Origin of the sequence: Mesorhizobium sp. YL-MeA3-2017 (assembly GCF_030814575.1) — a bacterium.
Lineage (GTDB): Bacteria > Pseudomonadota > Alphaproteobacteria > Rhizobiales > Rhizobiaceae > Mesorhizobium > Mesorhizobium terrae.
In genome coordinates this window covers 4,389,090-4,407,143 of sequence record NZ_JAUSVH010000001.1, presented here as the reverse complement: position 1 = coordinate 4,407,143, position 18,054 = coordinate 4,389,090, and the positions used below count along the sequence as shown (strand labels likewise).

The 18,054-nt window shown below is 62.6% G+C and carries 12 protein-coding genes; 7 read left to right on the top strand and 5 right to left on the bottom strand.

Annotated features, from left to right (window positions below; all coding sequences use genetic code 11):
* Positions 1–12: 12 nt before the first annotated feature.
* The 5 genes from QFZ88_RS20715 to QFZ88_RS20695 are packed head-to-tail and all read left to right on the top strand — an operon-like array spanning position 13 to position 5,635.
* On the top strand, positions 13–1,674 hold the full coding sequence (locus QFZ88_RS20715; protein WP_024926448.1) for an ABC transporter substrate-binding protein: 1,662 nt from the start codon (positions 13–15) through the stop codon (positions 1,672–1,674).
* 22 nt (positions 1,675–1,696) lie between these two features.
* The gene (locus QFZ88_RS20710) at positions 1,697–2,713 is read left to right on the top strand and encodes an ABC transporter permease (protein WP_024926447.1); all 1,017 of its coding nucleotides are present in this window, start codon (positions 1,697–1,699) and stop codon (positions 2,711–2,713) included.
* Positions 2,713–3,684, top strand: a complete 972-nt coding sequence (locus QFZ88_RS20705) for an ABC transporter permease (protein WP_024926446.1) — start codon at positions 2,713–2,715, stop codon at positions 3,682–3,684. Before QFZ88_RS20710 ends, QFZ88_RS20705 begins: the two co-directional genes overlap by 1 nt.
* The gene (locus QFZ88_RS20700) at positions 3,681–4,640 is read left to right on the top strand and encodes an ABC transporter ATP-binding protein (protein WP_024926445.1); all 960 of its coding nucleotides are present in this window, start codon (positions 3,681–3,683) and stop codon (positions 4,638–4,640) included. The genes QFZ88_RS20705 and QFZ88_RS20700 overlap by 4 nt, the downstream gene beginning before the upstream one ends.
* A gap of 8 nt (positions 4,641–4,648) precedes the next feature.
* Entirely contained in the window at positions 4,649–5,635 is a 987-nt protein-coding gene (locus QFZ88_RS20695) for an ABC transporter ATP-binding protein (RefSeq protein WP_024926444.1), read from the top strand.
* Between the two features lie 37 nt (positions 5,636–5,672).
* Here the strand turns inward: QFZ88_RS20695 and QFZ88_RS20690 are convergent, their stop codons facing one another.
* From QFZ88_RS20690 to QFZ88_RS20675, 4 genes are all read right to left on the bottom strand, one after another.
* Complete coding sequence (locus tag QFZ88_RS20690; protein ID WP_024926443.1) at positions 5,673–6,674, bottom strand: ABC transporter permease; 1,002 nt, start codon at positions 6,672–6,674, stop codon at positions 5,673–5,675.
* Positions 6,671–7,675, bottom strand: coding sequence for an ABC transporter permease (locus QFZ88_RS20685; protein WP_024926442.1), 1,005 nt, complete (start codon positions 7,673–7,675; stop codon positions 6,671–6,673). The genes QFZ88_RS20690 and QFZ88_RS20685 overlap by 4 nt, the downstream gene beginning before the upstream one ends.
* Positions 7,672–9,168, bottom strand: a complete 1,497-nt coding sequence (locus QFZ88_RS20680; RefSeq protein ID WP_024926441.1) for a sugar ABC transporter ATP-binding protein — start codon at positions 9,166–9,168, stop codon at positions 7,672–7,674. The genes QFZ88_RS20685 and QFZ88_RS20680 overlap by 4 nt, the downstream gene beginning before the upstream one ends.
* Before the next feature lie 107 nt (positions 9,169–9,275).
* Positions 9,276–10,259, bottom strand: a complete 984-nt coding sequence (locus tag QFZ88_RS20675) for an ABC transporter substrate-binding protein (protein ID WP_024926440.1) — start codon at positions 10,257–10,259, stop codon at positions 9,276–9,278.
* Between the two features lie 343 nt (positions 10,260–10,602).
* On the opposite strand from QFZ88_RS20675, the gene QFZ88_RS20670 reads away from it, so the two are divergent.
* A complete protein-coding gene (locus tag QFZ88_RS20670) occupies positions 10,603–11,715 on the top strand; it encodes a LacI family DNA-binding transcriptional regulator (protein ID WP_244431373.1) in 1,113 nt (370 codons plus the stop codon).
* A 213-nt stretch (positions 11,716–11,928) separates the two neighbouring features.
* Positions 11,929–12,276 (top strand): hypothetical protein, encoded by a 348-nt coding sequence (locus tag QFZ88_RS20665; protein ID WP_024926438.1) that lies wholly within the window; start codon positions 11,929–11,931, stop codon positions 12,274–12,276.
* 32 nt (positions 12,277–12,308) lie between these two features.
* On the opposite strand, the gene QFZ88_RS20660 is transcribed toward QFZ88_RS20665, so the two are convergent.
* Positions 12,309–17,744, bottom strand: a complete 5,436-nt coding sequence (locus tag QFZ88_RS20660; protein ID WP_150978920.1) for an autotransporter domain-containing protein — start codon at positions 17,742–17,744, stop codon at positions 12,309–12,311.
* Positions 17,745–18,054: the final 310 nt, after the last annotated feature.

The window sequence follows — 18,054 nt, the reverse complement described above, 5'->3', positions numbered from 1 at the left end:
GGGGAATCAAGAATGAAGAAACTGCTCTTGGCGGCTTCGGCCGCGGCACTCTTGGCCGGCACATGGCTGGCTCCGGCACAGGCCGAATATCTCAAGGAACATCGCGGTGGCACCATTCGCCTTCTGGCCCGCGCCGCGGCCGGAACGCTCGACCCGCATATCAACTACACCGATCAGGGCTGGCAGATGTACCAGCCGATCTATGACGGCCTGGTCGCCTTTCGCAAAGCCGAAGGCATGGACGGCTTCACCATCGTCCCCGACCTGGCAGAGGCGCTGCCGCAAGTCAGCAATGACGGCAAGACCTTCACTTTCAAGCTGCGCAAGGGCATCAAGTTCTCCAGCGGCCAGGACCTCGGCGTGAAGGACGTGGTCGCCTCGTTCCAGCGCATCTTCAAGATTTCGGGACCAACCTCCGGCACCTTCTATGCCGGCATCGTCGGCGCCGACAAATGCCTGGCCGACACCAAGAGCTGTACGCTCGAAGGCGGCATCGTCGGCGACGAGGCGGCCGGAACGGTTACGATCAACATCATCAAGCCGGATGCCGAACTTCTCTACAAGCTGGCGTTGCCGCATGCCGTGACCCTGCCGGCGGATACGCCCGCAGAAGACATGGGATCCAGGCCCATTCCCAGCACCGGCCCTTACATGATCTCCGCCTTCGACCCCAACAAGGGCATGACAGTTTCCCGCAATCCGCATTTCAAGCAGTGGAGCGAGGAAGCCCAGCCGGACGGCTATCCCGATGTCGTCCAATATGATTTCGGCCTCTCCGAGGAAGCGGCGGTCACCGCGATCCAGAACGGCGAAGCGGACTGGATGTTCGACCCGCTGCCAAGCGACCGCCTGGTCGAGCTCGGCACCAAGTTCAAGGACCAACTCCACATCTCGCCACTTTCCGCATGGTGGTATGCCCCGCTCAACACCCGCCTCGCGCCGTTCGACAATGAAAAGGCGCGGCAGGCAGTGGCCTATGCGGTCGATCGCAACACTCTGGTCAAGCTGTTCGGCGGCAAGGTGCTTGGCGCTCCGGTGTGCCAGGTTCTGCCGCCAGACTTCCCCGGCCACGAGGATTATTGCCCCTTCACCAAGAACCCCGGCGCCAAATGGTCGGCACCTGATCTCGACAAGGCCAAGCAGCTTGTCGAGGAATCCGGCACCAAGGGCCAGAAGGTGACCATCATCGTCGAGGACACCGCCGTATCGCGGTCGATCGGCGTCTATCTGCAGAGCGTGCTGACCAGCATCGGCTATGCCGCCGACGTCAAGCCGATCTCGACCAACATCCAGTTCACCTACATCCAGAACACCAACAACAAAGTGCAGATGTCGGTGACCCAGTGGTACAAGGACTATCCCGCAGCTTCGGACTTCCTGAACATCCTGTTCAGCTGCGCATCTTTCCGTGAAGGCTCCGACGCTTCGATCAACATTTCGGGCTTCTGCGACAAGGATATCGACGCCAAGATGCAGAAGGCACTGGACCTCGGCGTCACCGACCAGAAAGCGGCCGACAAGATGTGGGCCGAAATCGATAAGCAGGTGACCGACAAGGCGCCGGCCGTCGGCCTCTTTACGCCGAAGCGGCTCGACTTCGTCAGCAAGCGCCTGGGCAATTTCAAGTTCAATCGGCAGTTCAACTGGATGATCACCCAGTCCTGGGTGCAGTAACGAACCGCGAGGGGACACGTCCGTGTCGATTGAAGCCGTTGCCGTGCCGCGCAAGACGCGAGGGCCTTGGGCCGTCGCGCTTGCGAAGCTGACAAGGAACAGGGCCGCCATGGCGTCCCTGGCCGTGTTCCTCCTCATCGTCCTCGCCTGTTTCAGTGCGCCCTTGTATGCGCACTGGGCAGGTGTGGACCCATTCGCCTCTACGCTCGACGCCACCATCCAGATCGACGGCGTCGACGTTCCGGTGATGGAGCAGTCGACGGAGGGGCTCGGGCTTGGCTACACGCCGCTCGGTCCGACCTGGCGGCTTGGCAACTACTTTCTCGGCGCGGACAGCCAGGGCCGGGATGTCATGGCCAGGATGCTCTATGGTGGGCTCAGCTCGCTGTTGATCTCCGGGGCGGCCACCATCTTCACCCTGATCCTCGGCACGGCGGCGGGCCTGATCGCCGGCTATTTCGGCGGGATCACCGACACGGTGCTGTCGCGTTTTCTCGACGTCTTGTGGGCATTTCCGATCTATCTTCTGGCGATCTCGCTTTCCATCGTCACGATTGCGCAAGGCATTTCGATCGGGCCGATCGTCATCCAATCCGGCAGCCTATGGCTGCCTGTCATCATCATCGGCATCGTCTATGTGCCCTATGTGGCGCGCCCCATCCGCGGACAGGTTCTGTCGTTGCGCAACAGCGAATTCGTGATGGCGGCCATCAATCTCGGCGTGCCGGGATCGCGCATCCTTTGGCGCGACATCCTGCCCAACATCACCACCACGCTCATCGTGTTCGTGCCGTTGATGATGGCACTGAACATGCTTACGGAATCAGCCCTCTCCTTCCTTTCGATCGGCGTGCAGCCACCGGCCGCAAGCTGGGGCACGATCATCCAGGATGGGCAGGCGCTGCTTTATACGCGACCGCTGGTGGCATTGGCGCCGGGCCTTGCCATCGCGATTTCCGTGATGGCGCTCAATGTCTTCGGCGACGGTCTGCGCGACGCGCTCGACCCGCGCTCCAAGGTTCGGCTGGGGCGCGACTGATGATCTACGCGATCCTGCGCCGTTTCGGTCAGATGCTGTTCGTAATGTTCGGCATCTCGGTCATCGTCTTCCTGATTTTCTTCGCCACGCCGGGCGCCGACCCGGCGGCGCGCATCGCTGGCCGCAACGCTTCCCCCGAAGTGCTGGAAGCGGTGCGCCACAACTTCGGTTTCGACCAACCGCTCTACGTGCAATATGTGCGGATGATGGAGAAGATCTTCATCACCGGCGACCTGACCTCCTTCGTCAATCGCGGCTGGAAAGTGGTGCCGGCGGTGCTGGATTCCATCCCGGTCACGCTTTCGCTGGTATTCGGGGCGGCGATCCTGTGGGTGGTCGTGTCGGTCATCATCGGTATCGTCGCAGCAGCGACCCGCGACAGCTGGCTCGACAAACTACTGATGGCGCTGGGACTGCTCGGCATCTCCATGCCAGTCTACTGGCTGGGCGAGGTGATGAACCTGATCACCCAGAGCCGCTACCACGACAGCTGGTTGTTCTCCTGGGTACCGCCGCTCGGCTACAAGAATTTCTCCGACGACCCGAAGGGCTGGTTCCTGACACTGGTCATCCCATGGATCACGCTCGCCATCCTCTATATCGGCATCTATGGGCGGGTGCTGCGGGCGGCGATCATCGAATCGATGCAGGAAGACTATATCCGCACGGCCCGCGCCAAGGGCCTGTCGGAGACGCGCATCCTGCTGCGCCACGCGCTGCGCACTTCACTCATCGCTTTCGTGACCCTGTTCGGACTCGACTTCGGCGCACTGGTGGGCGGCTCGGCTTTGCTTACCGAGGTGGTCTTCGGACTGCATGGCATCGGCAAACTCACCTATGACGCGCTGCAGAACCTCGACCTGCCGATGATCATGGCGACGGTCATGTACGCTTCCATGTTCGTGGTCGTTGCCAACGCAGTGGTCGATTTCGTCTACATTCTTCTCGATCCGCGCGTGAGGACGTCATGATGCTGTCTGTGCGTGACCTTCGGGTATCGTTCCGCACCGATGACGGCCTGGTGCGGGCCATCGACGGCGTTTCCTTCGACCTCGAGGAAGGCGAGATCCTCGGCGTGGTCGGCGAATCCGGCTCCGGCAAGACCGTATCACTGCTGGCGGTCATGGGCCTGATCACCGACCCCAATGCGGTGATCGAAGGCTCGATCCGCTACAAGGGCCGTGAATTGGTGGGATTGCCGGCGCGCGAACTCAGGCGCCTGCGCGGCAATGAGATCGCCATGATCTTCCAGGACCCGATGACGGCACTGACCCCGGTCTACACGATCGGCTGGCAGATCGCCGAACAGATCCGCGCGCATAGAACTATCAGCAAGACCAAGGCCCTGGAGCGCGTCGAGGAACTGTTGGCCGAGGTGAATTTCCCCAATCCGCGCGAGGCGATGTCGCGCTACCCGCACCAGCTTTCCGGCGGCATGCGCCAACGGGCGGTGATCGCCATGGCGCTGTCCTGCAATCCCGCGCTGCTGGTGGCGGACGAGCCGACCACCGCGCTCGACGTCACCGTGCAAGCCGGCATCCTCGATCTCGTGCGCAAGCTGCGCGCGACGCACAATTCCGCGGTCGTCTTCATTACGCATGACATGGGCGTTGTTTCCGAACTCGCCGACCGCGTCATGGTCATGTATGCCGGCCGCGTGGTGGAACGCGGCGGTCGTGCGGAGCTGTTCTCGGATCCGCGACACCCCTACACGCGTGCCCTGCTCGGCTCGATCCCGCCGCTGACTGGCGAGAAGCCGCGCCGACTGCCGGCCATTCCCGGCTCACCGCCGTCGCTGCTGCGATTGCCGCAAGGTTGCGCCTTCGGGCCACGCTGCCCGGTACAGTACGAACCTTGCGTGGCAGGCAAGCCGAACCTTGGCGACGGCACCCACGCTGCGGCTTGCTTCCGGGTGGCGCAAGCATGAGCGGACCGATGACCGACCAAGACCGGCCAATTCTCGAAACGCGCGCGCTCGGCAAACGTTTCTCGATCGGCAGCCGCTTTTCCAGCGAGGGCAAGCGAACCGTCCATGCGGTGGACAATGTTTCGCTGACGGTCCGGCGTGGGGAGACCGTCGGGCTGGTCGGTGAGTCCGGCTGCGGCAAGTCCACGCTGGCGCGTTGCCTGGTCCGGCTCTATGACATCACCGACGGCGAATTGCTGTTCGAAGACGACGACATCACTTCGAAGTCGCTGGGCGAACTCAGGCCGCTGCGGCGGCGTCTGCAAATGGTCTTCCAGGACCCTTCGGCCTCGCTCAACCCGCGTCGGCGCGTCGGCGACCTGGTGGCGGAGCCGCTGCGCATCCACACCAAGCTTTCGTCGGGCGAGATCGCCAAGCGCGTGGCGGAACTGTTCGATCTTGTCGGCCTGCTGCCGGATCACGTCATGCGCTATCCGCATGAATTTTCCGGCGGGCAGCGCCAGCGTGTCGGCATCGCGCGTGCTATCGCGCTCAACCCGGACCTTGTCGTGCTCGACGAACCCGTCTCGGCGCTTGACGTGTCGGTGCAGGCGCAGATCGTCAACCTGCTCGCCGATCTCCAGGAGAAGTTGAAACTTACCTACATCTTCATCGCACACGACCTGTCGGTGGTGCGACAGGTTTCGACCCGCATCGCGGTCATGTATCTCGGTTCGATCGTGGAAGAAGGCCCGGCGGAAGAGGTCTTTTCGGCACCGGCTCATCCTTACAGCCAGGCGCTGATTTCCGCCGTTCCCGTCGTGGAGACGACGCCGAGCGGCACGCGCCGGCGCATCATCCTGACCGGCGACGTGCCAAGTCCGCTCAATCCGCCATCCGGCTGCCGTTTCCATCCCAGATGTCCGATCGCCACCGACCGATGCCGTACGGAGCGACCGGAGCCAAGAGAGCATCGGCCAGGCCGCAAGGTCGCCTGCCACTATCCAACGATCTAGTGCGGACCCGCGCAGCAACCGGGCCTTGCGCGGGAAGCTAGGGGTTTTGCCTGGCGCTGGCGAGCTTTGCCTGCAGGACAACGACGACCAGCAGGAACGCACCACGGATGACCGACTGCCAGTAGGCCGACAGGGAGATGACGCCGAGCCCATTCTCGAAATTGAGAATGTTGAAGACCATGGCGAGCAGCAGCGCGCCCGCCATCGTTGCCCCGACGGAGCCGACGCCGCCTGAAAGCACGGTGCCGCCGACGACGACCGAGGAGATCGCAAAGAGCTCCCAGCCGACACCTTCGGTGGGCTGTCCGGCGCCGAACTGGGCGGCCAGGATGACGCCGGCGAGACCCGCTAGAAGCCCGGAGGCGGCATAGACGCCAAACAGGGTGCGTTCCACCTTCAAACCCATCAGCTTCGCGGTGGCTTCGCCGTCGCCGATCGCCAGAATACGGCGACCGACGGGGTGTCGCTCCAGTGCGACCCAACCCGCGACATAGGCAGCGATCGCGATCCAGGCCGGGATCGGAAAGCCAAGGAAATCGTCCTGACCGATCAAGGTGAAAGCGGTGTCGTAGGAAACCGATACCGACTGATTGCCGGCCAGCAGCAATGCGGTGCCATAACTGGCCAGCATTGCAGCGAGCGTGGCGATGAAGGGTTGAATGCGCAGCCGCGTCACGACAAGGCCGTTGATCATTCCAACGCCGAGGCCGGCGAGCAATCCGCCAGCGAGCCCGACCGCCCAGCCATAGGGCGACAACAACGCTGCGACGACACTCGCCATGGCAGCCGTGCCACCGACCGAGAGATCGATGCCACCCGTCATGATCACCAGCGCCATGCCCAGTGCAATCAGCATGAACATGGAATTGTAACGCAGGAAGGACAGGATGTTGTAGCTCGACAGGAAGTGGTCGTAGCGCAGCGCGCCGAAAATCAGCAGAGCGACCACCACCGTGATGACGCATAACCTGGCAAGCTGCAGATTGGAGCGCGGAACAAATGCCTCCAGGATGGTCTGGCTCGAAGGTGTCTGCGTCATGTCCGACCGGGGCCCGCGCTTTGCTGGATGTAGACGGCGGCGACGATGAGCGCCGCCTTGACGACAAGGGCGGCAGCATCGGGCACGCCGTTGGCGAGAAGCGTGTAGCGGACGAGCTGGATGACGCAGGCGCCGAGCAGAGTGCCAAGAATGTTCGCCCTGCCGCCCGTCAACAGCGTGCCGCCGACCGCGACCGCGGCAATGGCGTCGAGTTCCATGCCGAGCCCGACCAGATTGGCATCGCTGGCCGAATTGCGCGCCACCACGATCAACCCGGCAAGGCCTGCCAGAACACCACTGATGAGATAGACGAGACGCTTGACCCGCTGCGCCGGAATGCCCGAGAGACGCGCCGCCTTCTCGTTGCCACCGACCGCGAGAATCTGCCGCCCGAGAGCGGTTCTCTTGACCAGGAAGGCGGCTGCGGCCACCACCACGATCATGATCAGCACCTGCGTCGGAATTCCAAACACATAACCGAGCGCAACGAATTGGAAGGCGTCGTTCTTGAACACCTGGAGATTGCCGTTGGTCATGACCTGGGCGATGCCTCGCCCGGCGGTGAACAACACCAGCGTCGCCACGATCGGCTGGATCGAATAGCGGGTGACGAGGAAGCCGTTGAACCAGCCCAGCATCGCCACCACGATGAGCGGCAGAATGAACGCCAGAGGCAGCGTAAGCAATGGGTTGACCGTGGGCACGATCGTGCCCTGCAGAATCATCGGCGCGAGCGCGCCGGCGATCGCCATCAGCGAGCCGACGGAAAGATCTATACCGCCGGTGGCGATCACCAACGTCATGCCGACCGCGACGATGACGATCGTGGCCACCTGGGTCAGGTTCACGTTGAAGGTCTGCAGCGACAAGAAGTTCGGCGTGGCGATGGCGTTGAAGACAATGAGCAGGATCAAAGCGACGAAAGTGCCATAACGGCTCAACCAAGAGGCAAGATTGAAAGGCAGTTTGCGCCGGCTGGCGGCCCCTTCCGCCGCGCTCAAGCGGTCACCTCCTGATGAGCCATCGCTGACATGAGATTGGCCTCGGTGATCTCGTCCGACGCAAGCCGTCGCACCGACTTGCCGTCACTGAGAACAGTGACGCTGTCGGCGGCCGCGATCAACTCTTCGAGTTCCGACGAGATCATCAGGACACTCAGGCCTTCGTCGGCAAGACCGCGCAGCAATTTGAGGATCTCCGCCTTGGCGCCGACGTCGATGCCGCGCGTCGGCTCGTCGACGATCAACAGGCGCGGGTCCATGCACAGCCATCGGGCCAAAAGCACCTTCTGCTGGTTGCCGCCGGAGAGTTCCCGAATTGGCTGCTCGGGCGAGGAGCATTTTATGCCGAGTGCCTGGATATATTTCTCGACGATGCCGCGCTGGGCAACCCTGTCGACAAGGCCGGCCTTCTGCAGCCTTGGCAAGATCGCCAATGTCATGTTCTCGCGCACGCTCATCTCGGGCACGATGCCCTCGACCTTGCGATCCTCGGAAACGAAGCCCATGCCGTCGCGGATCGCATCTGCGGGCGCGGCGTAGTCGGCCGCACGGCCGGCCATGGTTACCGACCCGCGCTCCTTGCGGTCGGCGGCATAGATCAGCCTGGCGGTTTCAGTGCGGCCCGCCCCCAGAAGGCCGGCAAGGCCGGCGATTTCGCCCTTACCGATCGCCAGCGAAACGTCGCGCACCCTGACGCCGGCGCCGAGATTGCTGACATTGACGAGTGAGTTACCGTCGCCATCGCCATGCGCCCGCTTCTTGGCTGTGAAGGCGGCCAGTTCCTTGCCCAGCATGGTCTTGACCAGCGCGACCTTGGATATGTCCTTCATCGGACTAACCGCGACAGTGCGGCCGTCGCGCATGATGGTGACGCGGTCGCAAATCGCGTAAAGCTCATCCAGCCGGTGGCTGATGAAGATGGCGGCAACGCCGTCTGCCTTGAGCGTCCGCATCGTTTCGAACAGCACCTCCACCTCCTGTTCGTCCAGCGAGGAGGTCGGTTCGTCGAGGATGAGAAGCCTTGCGTTCTGGGTGACTCCGCGCGCGATTGCCACCATCTGCCGAGTGGCGGCGCCGAAATCCTGCAACGGCCGGTTCACGTCGATGTCCAGCTTGAACCGACTGAGAACGGTCCTTGCCGCAGCCTGCATTCTGGCCCGATCGACGAGGCCGAAACGACGCGGCTCGCGAGCCAGGAAGATGTTCTCGGCCACAGTGCGGTTCTGCGCCAGGTTGATTTCCTGATAGATGGTGGCGATGCCAGCCGCCTGGCTCTCGGCGGTCGAGGCGAAGCGCACGTCCCTGCCCTGGAACCGTATGGTGCCCGCATCGCAGGAATGCGCACCCGTCAAGATCTTGATCAATGTGGACTTGCCGGCGCCGTTCTGGCCGATCAGGGCCATGATCTCGCCCGGCTCGATGTCCAGCCCGGCGTTCGTCAGAACCTGGACATCGCCGAAGCTCTTGTTGATGCCTTTCATCGACAACAGCATCGCAACCCTCCCGTTGTCGACGATCATTACACCCAGTCGCGGCATGGCCAAAGAGTGCGGCCGGAACGGTCCTCGTGACGCTCCGGCCGCCAAGTCCTGGGATGCGATCAGTAAGCGCTGCCAACCTCGGCCGAAGCGTTGGCCGTGTCGTAGAACTTGTCGGTGTTCTTCACCCACGCCTCGATCTTGTCGCCGGCGGCATAGCGCTTCAGCGTTTTGTAGGCGATCGGGCCGAAACGCGGATTGCACTCGACCACGGCGCCGATCTTGCCATCGGCGATCGCCTTTACCGCTTCCTTGCCGCCGTCGATCGACAGGACAAGCACATCCTTGCCCGGCTTCTTGCCAGCGGCCTCAAGCGCCGCGATGGCACCCAGCGCCATCTCGTCGTTGTGGGCGTAGACAATATTGGCGTCGGGATGCGCCTGAAGCAGCGCCTCGGCGACCTGGCGTCCCTTGTCGCGAGAAAAGTCACCGGACTGTGAAGCGACGATCTGGAACCCGCCGGCAGCCTTGATCGCGTCATCGAAACCCTTCTTGCGGTCGTTGGCTGGCGAAGACCCGGTGGTGCCTTCGAGCTCGATGATCTTGGTCTTGCCATTGGCATTCTTGACCAGCCATTCAGCAACACGCTTGCCCTCCTCGACGAAGTCCGAGCCGATGAAGGTGACGTAGTCCTTGCCAGCGGTCGCCAGTTTCGGGTCGACGCTACGGTCCAGAAGGATGACGGGGATGCCGGCTTTCTTCGCTGCCAGCACCGCCGGGATCAGCGGCTTCTCCTCGCGCGGCGCCAGGAAGATCAGGTCGACGCCCTGGGCGATCATCGAGTTGACGTCGGCGACCTGCTTGGCAGCGGAACCGGCCGCATCCGTGTAGACGAACTGATAGCCGAGTTTGGCCGCCTCGGCCTTCATGCTCTCGGTCTGGGCGATACGCCAAGGATTGTTGGATTCGGTCTGGGCGAAACCGACCTTGTAGGTTTCCTTCTTCTTGAGCGACGGCAATTCCGCGGCCGTGGCGAGGCCGGATACCAGGGTCAGCGCGCCAACGGCGCTTGCTGCATACAAAAAGCTGCGGCGGGTCAGTGACATGAGAGGCTCCTCCAATTGAACAGCCGGCTCCTCCAGCCGGGCAAACGCGCGGTTTGCGGATCACCAAGTTATCCTACGATCATTTTATTAGCAGTCAATGGCCAGATTGCGTGGCGCCGCTGTTTCGGAAAGCGCTGCGGGCGCGACACAGCTCGAACCAAAAAGGTCCATTCTTTAGCCAATAATCGGCCAATTAGCTGACTCGACAATCAAATTTGGCGATCGCGACATAGCTGTCGCGATCAATATCCGTCACCAATGATAAGATTATCATTCTTGCTAAATTTATGATCATCGCTTGAAAACATTAAGATCTAGCGCGTATGATCATCGCGACTCCTCGATGATCGCCATCTGCGGGAACGGTTATGGACCCAGATCGAAAGCCAGCGCCGTGACGCAGAATAACGGCACCGAAAAGCGCCAGGGGCGGCCGACGATGACGGATGTCGCCCGCATCGCCGGCGTGTCGCAGTCGAGCGTGTCCCTGGTGCTCAACCAGATGACCGGCGCGCGCATCTCGCAGGAAACTAGGCAACGCGTTCTCGAAGCGGCGAGGCAGGTGAATTATCAACTGCCGGGGATCAGGCGTGAGATCGCGCCCGCCAGCGACGCGCGCACCATCGCCTTCATCGTCGATGAGATTTCGACCAGTCCACACCCGGTCGTCAGCTTCGACGGCGCTCGCGATTTCGCCTTCGAACAGGATTTCCTGGTTGCCGCCTATGTGACGCGCTCCAACCCCGAGCTCGAGGCGGCGACGGTCGAAGCAATCCGGCGCGACAAATCGATCGTCGGCGTGATCTATGCGTCGATCTTCACCCGGCGCGTGACGGTGCCCCCTGCACTCAACGGCATCCCCACCGTGCTGTTAAACTGCTACGCCGAAGCCCGTCGTCATATGTCGATTTTGCCGGGCGAAGTCGCCGGCGGGTTCACCGCGACCGCGCATCTGACCAGCCTTGGACACCGCCGCATCGGCTTCATCAATGGCGAGCCGTGGATGGACGCATCCGTCGATCGCCTGAAGGGCTATCGGCAGGCGCTCGCAACCGTGGACATCGCGTTCGATGAGACGTTGGTGCGCAGCGGCGACTGGTTGCCGCTGACTGGCTACCACCACACCCGCGACCTGCTGTCGACCGACAATCCCCCGACCGCCATTTTCTGCGGCAACGACCTGATGGCACTGGGCGCGCTGGAGGCCGCCAACGAGAAAGGCATCAACGTTCCGCAAGAACTGAGCATCATGGGCTACGACGACCAGGAACTGGCGCGCTATACCCATCCGCGTCTGTCGACGCTGGTGCTGCCGAACTATGAAATGGGCCAGCGTGCGACGGAAGTGCTCGTCGATATGGTGGCGCACAACAAACAATTCAGGCCAATGACGATCAAGATCGACGGCCCGCTGGTGATCCGGGAAACGACTGCCCCACCAAAACGCACGGGATAATGCTCTTTCCTGATGACCAGGCGCCTCGCCGCCTTGCAGAAAATCAGCCACCCGCATTCGCAAACAGGCACGAAGGCAGACCTGCGACCAAATCGGAGCCGACGCCCGACCAATCGCTCGCGAGACATGAAGCGTTGAGCTATCGTCACGAGGCTGGGAGAGGGCGACTTCTCTCAAGGTGCGACCTTGTTCATACCGAGGAGAAAACAACGGATGATCATTCGTTTCTGGCGAGCCGTCGCTGGTTCGGACGAGGTGTTGGCCGTCTATGCGGACCATCTCCAGAAAACCACCTTTGTCGAGATGGCTGAATTGCCCGGCCATCTTGGTGCCACCCTGGCCCGCAAGGTGAAAGGGACCGACAATGAACTGGTCGTCATGAGTTTTTGGGAAGATATGGCGTCAGCTGCTCATTTCATAAAGGGCGACTTTGACGACGCGGTTGTGAAGCCGAGCACGCAGAAGCTGCTCAAATCCTTCGATATCAAGGTCGAGTATTTCGAAACACTGGTCTCCACGGGCATTGCGGGCGGACATGACATCACGCCCGAGCCGGCCTGACGACGCGGGCGTTGTCATCACCGGCCGTCGCCCTAGAACTTGACGTTCAAATCGGCCCTCACCCCATGGTCGCGGGCATCGGCGGCGAGCTGGCCCTGGTAGGAGATGCCGAGCGTAGCGGTCGGTGTCAGCGCGACGTCGAGACCGGCTTCGAGTGCGGCGCTGTCGCGTGCGATCGGCACGCCGGCGATGGTGAAGGCGCTGGAGCCGGTGAAAGCCTGGGTGACGGTCGGCGTGACATCGCCGAAACCGTGTCGCCAACCGATCATGCCGCGCGCGGTCGCCTTGACGCCGCCGAGGTCGAAGTCGGTAGATGCGCGAATGCCGAAGGTGGTAAAGGTGACAGCGCTGGAACCGCTGCGGACCGTCAGCGCCGCCGCGCCGCCCTTCTCGGTGAAGGCATTGGTGTGGACATTGACGTAGGCCAGGTTGGCGAAGGGCTCGAAGGCGAGATTGCCGGCCTTCATGCCATAACCGAGTTCGCCGAAGATCTGCGTGGTGCCGGTACGATAGCTGGACGACAGCGCGTCGGTGAAACCGGGGAAAGACACGGATCGACCGCTGTCGATGTCGCTCCAGGTGTAGGCAAGGCCGGAGCGCAAGGAGAGCGCACCCCATTGCGTGCCGCCATAGGCGCCGAGATGATAGTTGTCGCTGGAGGCAGATGACCGTCTGTCATCCACCTTGAACGAAGAATGGCTGTAGCCGGCAAGGAAACCGAGCCGCCAGTCGTCGGTGACGAGGCCGTCGATGCCGGTGACAAAACCGCCGGTCGAGCGCGACAGCTTTGCCGCATTGCCATCGCTGTCGGTCCAGCCCCATGAACCGAAGGCCGAACCCCAGACGCCGTAACGTTCGGCAGCCGATGCTGTCGCTGGACTCGCCGACGCGATCGAAGCCGTCGCCTCCAGCGCGGCATTGCCGCCCGCCGCTTCGTCATAACCCATCAAAGGCAGCGGCGCGGCACCAACCGTCTCGAAGGCAGAACGGAGCCGGTCATTCATCGCCGCGCGTATCAGGCGGCTATCTTCGATCAATGCCGTCACCGTCGAGGCATGCACCTCACCCGACAGGCCATCGAAGGCGGAACGAGCCTGATCGATAGACAGCGATGCGACGGCGCCGATCAGGGGATTGTCCAGGCTCATGCCGTCCAGCGCCGAAGCCGTGGCGATCTGGTTCGGCGTCTGGCCGACCGAGGCGAAGGCGAGCCCGCTGCGGACGACATCGAGATAGGCGGAATTCGGATCGTAGGCCAGCGCCGGTGCCAGGAACGGAGAACTGGTAGCAGCCGACAGGCCGGCGAAGGTGCCGGCAACGCCGCCACCGGCGGTCAGGATGGTGTAGCGATGGCCAAGCTGGAGCGGGCCCGAAATCGAGACGGTACCGCCGGCAAGCGTCGCCGTGCCGGTCACCGCGATGCGATCGGACTGACCGGCCGCATTGGTTTCGACCGCGTAGGTCGAGCCCGGATCGAAGGCGATGTTGCCCGCCACGTTCAACGTCCCGATCGAATTGCCAGGCGCGACGGTGCCACCGCTGCCGACTACCAATCCACCCAAGGTTCCAATACCGCCCAGCGATGCGCCCGCACTCACCGTCACCGCACTGGTCAGGCTGGCGCCGGGATGGGTGTCGTCGCCGACAACCAGTTTGCCGCCATGGACCGTCGTGGCGCCGGTATAGGTGTTGGCGCCATTCAGCACCAGCGTGCCGGAATTGTACTTGGCAAGCGAGCCGGTCCCCTCAATCGGGAAGCCTATGACCGCGGTGTCGGTGAAATCAGCCACAATGGCGCCGTCATTGGTGATGGAAGGCGCAATCACCGACCCGGATTTCCCACCATTGCCAATGAACAGCGTCGAGCCTTGATCGATCTTGACCGGGCCTGTTGTAACGACGACGGAGCCTCCATCCGCCACGATCAGCTCGCCGGGAAGGAAATCGCCGCAGCCGCAGGGCGGCAGACCGATCATCAGCGTTTTGGTTGTCAGTCTGGATCCCGCGCCGGTCACCACCACCTGCGACGGGCCCAATCCGGTGGAAGTGGGATCGGAGGCGACAATCATGTCGCCCGCGATATTGACGGCGCCACCCGCCGAAACCGTCAGCAAACCCGTGCCGCCACCGAACAAGTGGCCGACGCCGAGGAAGGTCGACACATTCCAGGTGGAGCCCGGTCCGGTAACCACGGCACTCGCGGGAGCAAACGGGTTCTCGATAAGGGCCCCGCTTAGGCTATCCACAACCGCACCGCCGCTGACCGTCATCGCAGCGGCATTGGCCATGAATCCGACGAAGGTGAAGCCCGAAACAGTCGTTTTCGTATTCATGCCGTCGACCAGAAACGCGCCACCAACAAGGAGATTGCTGGTCGACAGGTGCGCCCCTGCCAGCACGTTCAACGAGCCGGCTGTTGCAACCCCCATGGTGGTGAGACCCGCCCCAACGGCGGTATCGAAGGATGCGCCAGGCCCGGTCAAGGTCACGGTTGCGTCGGGCGCGATCAGCAGGTTGCCGCCGATGCTGCTCGCCCCTCTCAGCGTGAGTGAGCCGCGATCCAATTCCAGAGAACCGGCACCGGTAATCTGGCCGCTGAAATCGCTGTCGACGGCGCCGGCTGCGCCAACATACAGCGTTGTATTGTCATTCGTGGTACCGATATTGACCACGCCACCGCCGGAAGCACCGTCAAAGAGGCCCAGCACATCGGTATGGACGCCGTCGGCGAGGCTGAGCGTGGCGCCGGAATTCACGAACGCCACCGAATTGGCCGAAAATCCCGTATCGGCTCCTGCAACCAGCTTGCCGCCATCGACGATGGTGTCGCCGCTATAGTCGTTGTTGCCGGTGAGGATGGTGGTGCCGGCGATCTGGTGCAACGAACCTGTGCCGGTGATCGAGGGCGAGAAGGTGTAAGCCGGATCGGTGTGGTTGAAGACCAGGCTGCTGCCATTGGAGACGAGCGCCACGGTGCCGGCAAGCAGCTGGCCGGCCGCCTGGGCGGCAGCACCTTCCGCAGCACCGATGTTGATCGTGCCTGCGGCTCCATTCGCCGACAGGCCGGCATGGATCGTGCCGGTGCCGCCGCTGACACTCAACGCCCCGCTGTCCGCGACGGTCAGCGCGCCGCTGTTGAAATGGCCGACAAAGAAGTCGGTGCCGCCGCTCGCCCACTGCGAGCCAGAGCCGGTGATGGTGACGGAACTCGCTCCGCCAGCCCCGATGATGCCGCTAAAGCCGCTGCTGACCGTGCCGCCCGAATCCACCAACATCGTGCCTGAACCACGATCGCCGACAACGATCTGACCAAAGGTGGACCAGTTCGATCCAGGCCCCGTCACCTGCACGGCGGCGCCATCCGAGATGTAGCCGGCGGCCGCGGAACCGCTGCCGAGCCGGCCGCCCGCCTCGATCCGCAACAGGCCGCCGTCGACACGCGTCGTGCCGAGGAAACCGCCACTGCTGTCGCCGGTCAGCACAAGCGTGCCTGCGCCCTGCTTGACGAAATTTGCGCCGCCACCGGCAGTGAGGGTGCCCGCCAAAGTCAGCGTCGTGCCCGTGGCCGTATCGATGCGGCCGCCGAAGTTACCAAAGTTGATCGTGTGATTGCTAGTGAACGTGCTGGTCGTTTGCAGTGTCGATCCGGCGCCGAGCCCCGTGGATGGCACATAGGCCGAAGCGCTGGTGATCGTCACACCGCCGGCCAAACCACCCAGATTGGCGTCTTTCGAGACCGAGATTACTCCATCCGCAACCGTCGTGCCGCCGGTATGGGTATTCGTACCCGTCAACGTCAGCGTGCCGGTGCCGGTCTTGGTAAGCCTGACCACGCCGGCCGGCGAGCCATCCTCGATGGTGCCGGCGAAGGTCGTTGACGTGTTGTCGCCGCCCGTCGTCAGCATCGCGGCCGGGCCGCCGGTGTTGGTGACGAGGCCATTGCCCGAGAGGGAACCGATGGACTGATTGTAGCCGCCAAGATCGAGTATTGCCGGGGCGCCGATGGTAAAGGCGCTATTGTTGCCAAAGACATTGGCTGCGCCACCGGCGAGCGTACCGGCCACGAGATGCGTTGCCCGCGAATAGGTGCTGAGCGTGTTGGTCAAGGTGAGTGTGCCGACGCCGATCTTGGTAAAAGGACCTGTTCTCGCGCCCTGATCCCCGACCAACCCGATCAGCGTGACATCGAAGCCATTGGTGTCGATGGTGCCGCCGCTGTCGCCGAAATAATAGCCGTTGTTGTTCAGCGTACCGCTGGCGCCAGCCTGCAGGGAACCGCCCAGGAAAACGACCTGGCCTGTCGAGGTTGCCGACGTGTCGTCAAATCGCAGGATACCAGCCTGCAGTTCAAGCCCACCGTAGATCACGTTACCGCTCCCGGGGGTGTTATTGGCCAGGACCAGGGTTCCCGCACCGGTCTTGACCAACACGGAAGCGTCGCCGATATCGACGATCCGGCCACTGTAGATTCCGGTACCGGTGGACACATTCATCGCAATGCGCGTGTCGAAGAACAGCGTATTTGCGATGTTGACATTATTCTGAATATCGATGGTGGTGCCGTTGTAGGCAGTTACCGCGCTTGTGCCCAACGCACCAGTGGCTCCCAGGCTGAGCGTTCCCCCAAGGATTGTGGTGCCGCCGGCGTAGCTGTTGGAGCCATTGTTGAGGGTCAGTGTTCCGCTGCCGATCTTCTCCAAACCGAGCCCACTAGAGTTGGCGATCTGTCCATCGAAAATAGAGCCGATGCCCAGTGCACCGACGCTCAAAGTGGCAGGGAACGGACCGGTGTTGGAGACGGAGCCGCTGCCTTCAAGTGATCCGAGCGAGAACGACCCAGAGCCGGCAACGGTCAGAGATCCACCATCGAGGACAAACCTGGCGCCAGCGCCACCGACGGCCCCCGATGTGGAATCCAGATGCAAGCTCCCGCTGCTCTCTGCCCGGTAGACAACGTTTTGCCCGGCATCGATGCCATTGAACGTGAGAGACGAGGCCACACCGGTGACGGTGAATGTCTGCGTCAGGCCGGTGGCGTTGACGACATTGCCGTTGATACCCAGATTGGAACTGTTCGAGATATCGATCGAATAGGCTCGAGTGGGATCGCTGAAGGTGACACCTCCGACGGAGCGATTGCCAGCGGACGCCGGATTGCCAAGATTGATCGTTGTGTTTGCCGCCGCTGGACCGAACGTGACGTCCATAGACGTGGAGCCCACATCCGGCGCGGTGCCGCCGTTCCAATTGGTATTGTCGGTGAAGTCCGAGGACGTGCCGAGCCAGTCATTGGGGGCGGCTCGAAGCGGCGCTGCCTCGGCGACAATGCCAAAGGCCAGGATGGCGGAGAACAGCTTCCAGTTCAGCGCAAGCGCTGGCCCATGGTTCGATTTCGCCGCCTTGGCTACGTTCGGCCTGGCCGGCAACACGCGACCCTGACGTGCCTTTTGCGGCTGACGATATGACATGGGTACCCCCACCCGTTACTAACGCACGCTCATGCCCGCGCTGCCATGCCGGCTGCGCTGACGATTTGTCGATTAACGTGATTGAGGAGATGAAATGGGACTGTGAATGCGACCGGCACGGCTGCAACCGACGGCGGCGCCGGCACAAACCGACACACGCAAAGCCGCGCTCACACCTCATGCGAGCACAGTGCACGGATCGCGCCATGCGCGGCCCAGCCGATCCCCAATCGCTCCCCAAGCAGTGCCCCTGCCCTGCAAACCCTTTATTCTTATAGCCTAAATTAAGGCCGGCATCACGCCTTTGGTC